The organism is Streptomyces katrae (assembly GCF_000966975.1).
Taxonomy (GTDB): domain Bacteria; phylum Actinomycetota; class Actinomycetes; order Streptomycetales; family Streptomycetaceae; genus Streptomyces; species Streptomyces katrae.
In genome coordinates this window covers 1-459 of sequence record NZ_JZWV01001339.1, presented here as the reverse complement: position 1 = coordinate 459, position 459 = coordinate 1, and the positions used below count along the sequence as shown (strand labels likewise).

The following is a 459-nucleotide window of genomic DNA, read 5'->3' as shown; positions in this document are numbered from 1 at the left end:
TCCTCCACCGACCGGACACCGGACGACGCCCCCGGCACGCCGGCGCCCGGCCACGGCCCCGGCCCGAACCACTCCCCGGCCCCCGGCACCCCGGCGCCCGGCAGCGCCCCACAGCACGCGCCCACCCCCGCGCCCTCCACCGACCCGACACCGGACAACACCCCCGGCACCCCGACACCCGGCCACGGCCCCGGGGCGCCGACGCCCGGGCACGGCACCGGCTCCGGCCACGGCCCGGCACGGACGAGCGCCCCCGCGCCCATGGCCGCCCCGGGGCGGATTCCGCCCACGGCGGACACACACGCTCAGGCCCCCGGCCCGGCCCTTGCGGGCGCCCCCACCACCCCCGCCCGGGGGCGGGGCGGGCGGGCGGGCACCTCCTCCGCCCTCACCCCCGCACAGCTCTGGCGGCGGGCCCGCGGGCTGCTGCTCGCGCTCGCCGTGCTCCTCGTCGCCGCC

1 pseudogene is annotated in these 459 nt (G+C 83.9%); it reads left to right on the top strand.

Annotated features, from left to right (window positions below):
* Nucleotides 1-459: pseudogene (locus VR44_RS36965) on the top strand (hypothetical protein); the annotation flags it as partial.